This window comes from Streptomyces sp. adm13(2018), assembly GCF_008042145.1.
Taxonomy (GTDB): Bacteria; Actinomycetota; Actinomycetes; order Streptomycetales; family Streptomycetaceae; genus Streptomyces.
In genome coordinates this window covers 3,566-8,438 of sequence record NZ_RDBH01000144.1, presented here as the reverse complement: position 1 = coordinate 8,438, position 4,873 = coordinate 3,566, and the positions used below count along the sequence as shown (strand labels likewise).

At 73.3% G+C, this 4,873-nt stretch carries 4 protein-coding genes; 2 read left to right on the top strand and 2 right to left on the bottom strand.

The window, feature by feature from the left end; translation table 11 throughout:
• Positions 1-126 precede the first annotated feature (126 nt).
• Both EAO70_RS34465 and EAO70_RS34460 read left to right on the top strand, forming a co-directional pair.
• A complete protein-coding gene (locus EAO70_RS34465) occupies positions 127-768 on the top strand; it encodes a TetR/AcrR family transcriptional regulator (RefSeq protein ID WP_148006757.1) in 642 nt (213 codons plus the stop codon).
• 120 nt (positions 769-888) lie between these two features.
• Positions 889-2,772 (top strand): AMP-dependent synthetase/ligase, encoded by a 1,884-nt coding sequence (locus tag EAO70_RS34460; protein ID WP_148006756.1) that lies wholly within the window; start codon positions 889-891, stop codon positions 2,770-2,772.
• A gap of 7 nt (positions 2,773-2,779) precedes the next feature.
• Here the strand turns inward: EAO70_RS34460 and EAO70_RS34455 are convergent, their stop codons facing one another.
• Together EAO70_RS34455 and EAO70_RS34450 are read right to left on the bottom strand one after the other, a co-directional pair.
• On the bottom strand, positions 2,780-3,433 hold the full coding sequence (locus EAO70_RS34455) for a pyridoxal 5'-phosphate synthase (protein WP_148006755.1): 654 nt from the start codon (positions 3,431-3,433) through the stop codon (positions 2,780-2,782).
• A complete protein-coding gene (locus tag EAO70_RS34450) occupies positions 3,430-4,770 on the bottom strand; it encodes an FAD-dependent monooxygenase (protein WP_148006754.1) in 1,341 nt (446 codons plus the stop codon). The genes EAO70_RS34455 and EAO70_RS34450 overlap by 4 nt, the downstream gene beginning before the upstream one ends.
• Positions 4,771-4,873 lie beyond the last annotated feature (103 nt).

The window sequence follows — 4,873 nt, the reverse complement described above, 5'->3', positions numbered from 1 at the left end:
CACCCCTGCTCCCAAGATCCACTGGTTGCCCCGCGAAAGCCTACGTGCCCCTCGCCCCCGTCCGGGCGGGGGGCACGTAGGCTTTCGCGGGGCAACCAGTGGATCTTGGGAGCAGGGGTGGGCGCCATGTCCGATGGTGCTAAGCGGCGGTTGCCGCGGGTCGTGCGGGAACGGCAGATGATGGACGCGGCCGTGCGCTGCTTCGCGCGGAGCGGCTACCAGGCGGCGTCCATGGACGAGATCGCCGAGTCGGCGGGGGTGTCCAAGCCTCTCGTCTACCTCTATCTGCACTCCAAGGAGGAGCTGTTCACCGTCGTCATCCGGCGGGAGGCGCAGGCGCTGCTCGGGGTGGTGGCCGAGGCGGTCGTCGACCGGAGCGCGCCGCCCGACGAGCGGCTGTGGGCCGGGTTGATGGCCTTCTTCGGCTTCGCCGCCGAGCATCCCGACTCCTGGGCGGTGCTGAGTCGGCAGGCGCGGACGCAGGGCGAGCCGTTCGCCGGGGAGGCGGCGCGGATGCGGGACGAGATCACGGCGTTCGTCGCGGGGCTGATCGGCGAGGCGGCGCGGGAGGCGTCGGCCGGGGCCGAGATCACCGCGCGGGACGTCGACGCGCTCGCGCAGGCGCTCGTGGGGTCCGCCGAGTCGCTGGCGAGCTGGGCGAACGAGACCCCGGGGGTGACGGCGAGGGAGGCGGCCGCGACGCTGATGAACTTCGCCTGGTCCGGTCTCGGGAACCTCATGAAAAGCGAGCGCTGGTCTCCCCGTTGACCCTTACCTGGCAGTAAGGTTACCGGCTAGTTACGACATGTGAGTGGCCAACGCGCCCCCGCACGACCGCAGTTCACCGACGTACGACCTCAGTTCATCGCGCAGACCGAGGAGCCGCACGTGTCCGTCGTCACCGCACCGTCCGAGAGCGAACCGGTCGAGCCGCACAAGACCCTGGTGGACGGGGTGGTGCGCGAGGTGTCCGTGCCCCCGCTCGTCCCCGTGATCCGCCGCGGGTCGCTCGCCGACCTGCCGTACGACAACGCCCGCCAGGACCCCGACGCGGTGCTGTTCTCCCGGAAGGACGCCGGCGGCGGCTGGGCCGACGTCACCGCCGCCGCCTTCGCCGCCCAGGTCCACTCCGTCGCCAAGGGGCTCATCGCGCACGGCCTGCGGCCCGGTGACCGGCTCGCCCTCATGGCCCGCACCACCTACGAGTGGACGCTCCTCGACTTCGCCGCCTGGGCCGCCGGACTCGTCACCGTCCCCGTCTACCCGACCTCGTCTGCCTTCCAGACCCGCTGGATCCTCCAGGACTCGGGGGCCGCCGCCTGTGTCGTCGAGGACCCCGCCCAGGCCCGGCTCGTCTCCGCCGAGCGGCGGCAGCTGCCCGGCCTCGCCCACCTCTGGGTCCTGGACACCGGCGCCGTCGACCAGCTCCGCACGGCGGGCGCCCGGGTCGCCGACGAGGCCGTCACCGCCCGGCGCGGACTGCTCACCCCGGAGACCCTCGCCACCCTCATCTACACCTCGGGCACCACCGGCCGCCCCAAGGGCTGCGCCCTCACCCACGCCAACTTCTTCGCCGAGGTCGACAACGCCGTCCGGCTCCTCCACCCCGTCTTCGTCTCCGAGAGCAGGGAGCCGGCCGCCACCCTGCTGTTCCTGCCGCTCTCCCACGTCTTCGGGCGGATGGTGGCCATCGGCTGCGTGCGGGCCCGGGTCCGCGTCGGGCACGCGCCCTCGGTGGAGGGCCAGGAACTCCTGGACGACCTGGCCGCGTTCCGGCCCACGTTCCTCCTGGCGATCCCGTACGTCCTGGAGAAGGTCTTCAACGCCGCCCGCGCCACCGCCGAACGCGGCGGCAAGGCAGCGGCGTTCGACCGGGCCGCCTCGGTCGCCCGCCGGTACGGCAAGGAGACCGCCCCCTCGCTCTCGCTGCGGGCCGCGCGGGCGCTCTACGACCCGCTCGTCTACCGGCGCATCCGGGCCGCGCTCGGCGGCCGGGTGAGGTACGTGATCTCCGGCGGCTCCCCGCTCGGCGCCCGGCTCGCCGAGTTCTTCGCCGGGGCGGGCGTGGAGGTCTTCGAGGGGTACGGCCTGACGGAGACCACGGCCGCGTCGACGGTCACACCGCCGCGGCGCCCCCGGACCGGCACGGTCGGCTGGCCGCTGCCCGGCACGGCGGTCCGGATCGCCGGCGACGGCGAGGTCTGGCTCAAGGGCGGCCACGTCTTCGCCGGCTACTGGGACGCCCAGCGCGGGGCGGCGGTGCCGTACACGGACGACGGCTGGTTCCCGACCGGGGACCTGGGCTCGCTCGACGCCGACGGCTATCTGCGGATCACCGGCCGCAAGAAGGACATCCTCATCACCTCGGCGGGCAAGAACGTCGTCCCGGCCCCGCTGGAGGACTGGCTGCGCGCCCACCCGCTGGTCGCCCAGTGCATGGTCGTCGGCGACAACCGTCCGTACGTCACCGCCCTGATCACCCTCGACCACGAGGGCCTGCTGCACTGGCGGCGGATGCGGCACAAGGACCACCTGGCGCTCTGGGAGCTGACCCGGGACGAGGAACTGCTCGCCGCCCTCGGCCGGGCCGTGGAGGACGCCAACCGGCTCGTCTCGCGCGCCGAGTCGATCCGCGGCTTCCGCGTCCTGAGCACGGAGTTCTCGGAGGGCTCCGGACACCTGACCCCGTCCCTGAAACTCAAGCGCCGCGCGGTGCTGCGTGACTTCGCCCGGGACATCGAGGAGATGTACGACGCCGGGGCGGACACGTGAACCTCCGCTACGGCCAGAGGAGTTCGCGGGTCCAGCCGTCGGGCGTGCGGCGGTAGCGGAGGCGGAGGTGGCGGCGGCGGGCATCGCCCTGGAAGAACTCGACCTCCGTCGGCTCGACGACGTACAGGGTCCAGGTGGGGGCCTCGGCGTCCGGTTCCGCCGCGGCCCGCTCCCAGGCCCTGGCGCTCGCCTCCGCGAGGGTGCCGGGGGAGTCCAGGACCTCGCTCTGCCGGCCCACCAGGGCCGAGGCGAGGGCGCCGGTGGTGCGGGCGTGGAGGTCCGCGTACGCCTCCTCGGGGGTGCCGGTGGTGACGTGGCCGCGGATCCGGACCTGGCGGCCCTGGACCGGCCAGTAGAAGGCGAGCGCGGCCTCGGGGGTGGCGGCGAGCTGGCGCCCCTTGGCGCTGGTGGCGTGGGTGGCGAAGTGCCAGCCGCGGGCGTCGGCGTCGTGCAGCATCACGATGCGGACGTCGGGCCTGCCGGCCTCGTCGGCGGTGGCCAGGGAGAGGGTGTGCGGCTCGGTCTGACCGGCGGCGACCGCGGCCGTGAACCAGTCGTGGAAGAGCGGCAGCGGCTCGGGTGGGGCGCCCGCCGGGTCGAAGGCGGGGAGTTCGGTGTCCCAGACCTTCAGGGAGCGGAGGGCGCGGTGGAAGTCGGTCATGCGGCCACCGTAGGGCGTCCGGGGGTGCCGGCGGCGTCCGGAGCCGGGTAGTCGACCAGCGGGACCGCGTGGGCGGCCGCCTGGATGCCGTCGCGGATCTTCTTCGCGATGAGGTTCTTCCAGGGGGTCTTCGGCAGGGTGCGGACCATGAACATGCGCAGGGCGATCTTCCACTTCGAGGCGACGGTCATCTCCCCGACGAAACCCTCGGCCATCCTCTGGTTCTGCTCGACGCCGGGCCGCATGAGCCGCTCGTAGCGGGCGAAGGCCACGGTGTGGTCGCCGCCGGCCCGGGCCAGTTCGCCCGCCAGGACGTACGCGCCGGTGAGGGCGAGTCCGGTGCCCTGGCCGGAGGCGGGGGAGGCGCAGTGGGCGGCGTCGCCGAGGAGGACGACCCGGCCCCGGGACCAGTGGTCCATCTCGATCAGGGACATGGAGTCGAGGTAGAAGTCGTCGGCGCCGGCGGCGTGCCCGAGGAGCCGGGGGACCTCCCAGCCGTCGCCGGCGAACCGGTCGGCGAGGGCGCGCTTCTGCGCGGCGACGTCCCGGGGGTCGTGGGGGAGTTCGGGCGAGGAGAAGACGAAGAGGTTCCTGGCGTCGCTCTCGCCGGCCGAGCTGTAGACGCAGACCAGCTTCCCGGGCAGGGCGTGGTAGGTCTCCCAGCGGTCCAGGCCGAGGTGGTTGGGGGCGGTGAAGATGGAGATGTACGCGCCGAGGTGGCGCTTGTACCGCTCCTCGGGGCCGAAGGCGAGCCTCCGGGTGTTGGAGTGCAGTCCGTCGGCGCCGACGACCAGGTCGAAGCGGCGGACGGCGCCGCTGTCGAAGATGACGGTGACGCCGTCGGTGTCCTCGTCCAGGGCGGCGATCGAGTCGCCGAAGACGTACTCGACGTCCCCGCGGGTGCGGTCGTACAGGATGCGGGCGAGTTCGCCGCGCATGATCTCGTCGTCCTCCTCGACGCGGCCGCCGAAGATGTCGGCGGGCAGTTCGCCGATGGTGCGGCCGGCGTCGTCCACGTAGGAGCCGCCGCGCATGTCGGTGGAGCGGGCGCGGATCTCGTCGAGGACGCCCATCCGGCGGCAGACCTCGATCGCGGTGCCGCGGATGTCCACCTTGTAGCCGCCGGTGCGGAGTTCGGGGGCGCGCTCGACGACGGTGGGGGCGAAGCCGTAGCGGTGCAGCCAGAGGGCGAGGGCGGGTCCGGCGATCGAGGCGCCGGAGATGAGGACGGTCCTGGCGGCGGGCCGGGCAGCGGCCTGGGTGGCGTTCCGGGTGACGGGGCGGGTGGCCGGGTGGCCGGTGGTCCGCGGGGTGCTGCGGTGCGCGGTGCTGCTCATGGCAGGACTCCTTGTCGGTGGCCGCGGGCCGTTCCCCTGCCCGCGGACATGACTATACGGATGTCCTACACGTCTGTCTATGACGCTTGTATAGACCCTGGGG

Excerpts from the sequence above, each read along its gene's own strand:
- EAO70_RS34465 (WP_148006757.1), top strand. The coding sequence starts at position 127 with ATGTCCGATGGTGCTAAGCGGCGGTTGCCGCGGGTCGTGCGGGAACGG.
- EAO70_RS34455 (WP_148006755.1), bottom strand. The coding sequence starts at position 3,433 with ATGACCGACTTCCACCGCGCCCTCCGCTCCCTGAAGGTCTGGGACACC.
- EAO70_RS34450 (WP_148006754.1), bottom strand. The coding sequence starts at position 4,770 with ATGAGCAGCACCGCGCACCGCAGCACCCCGCGGACCACCGGCCACCCG.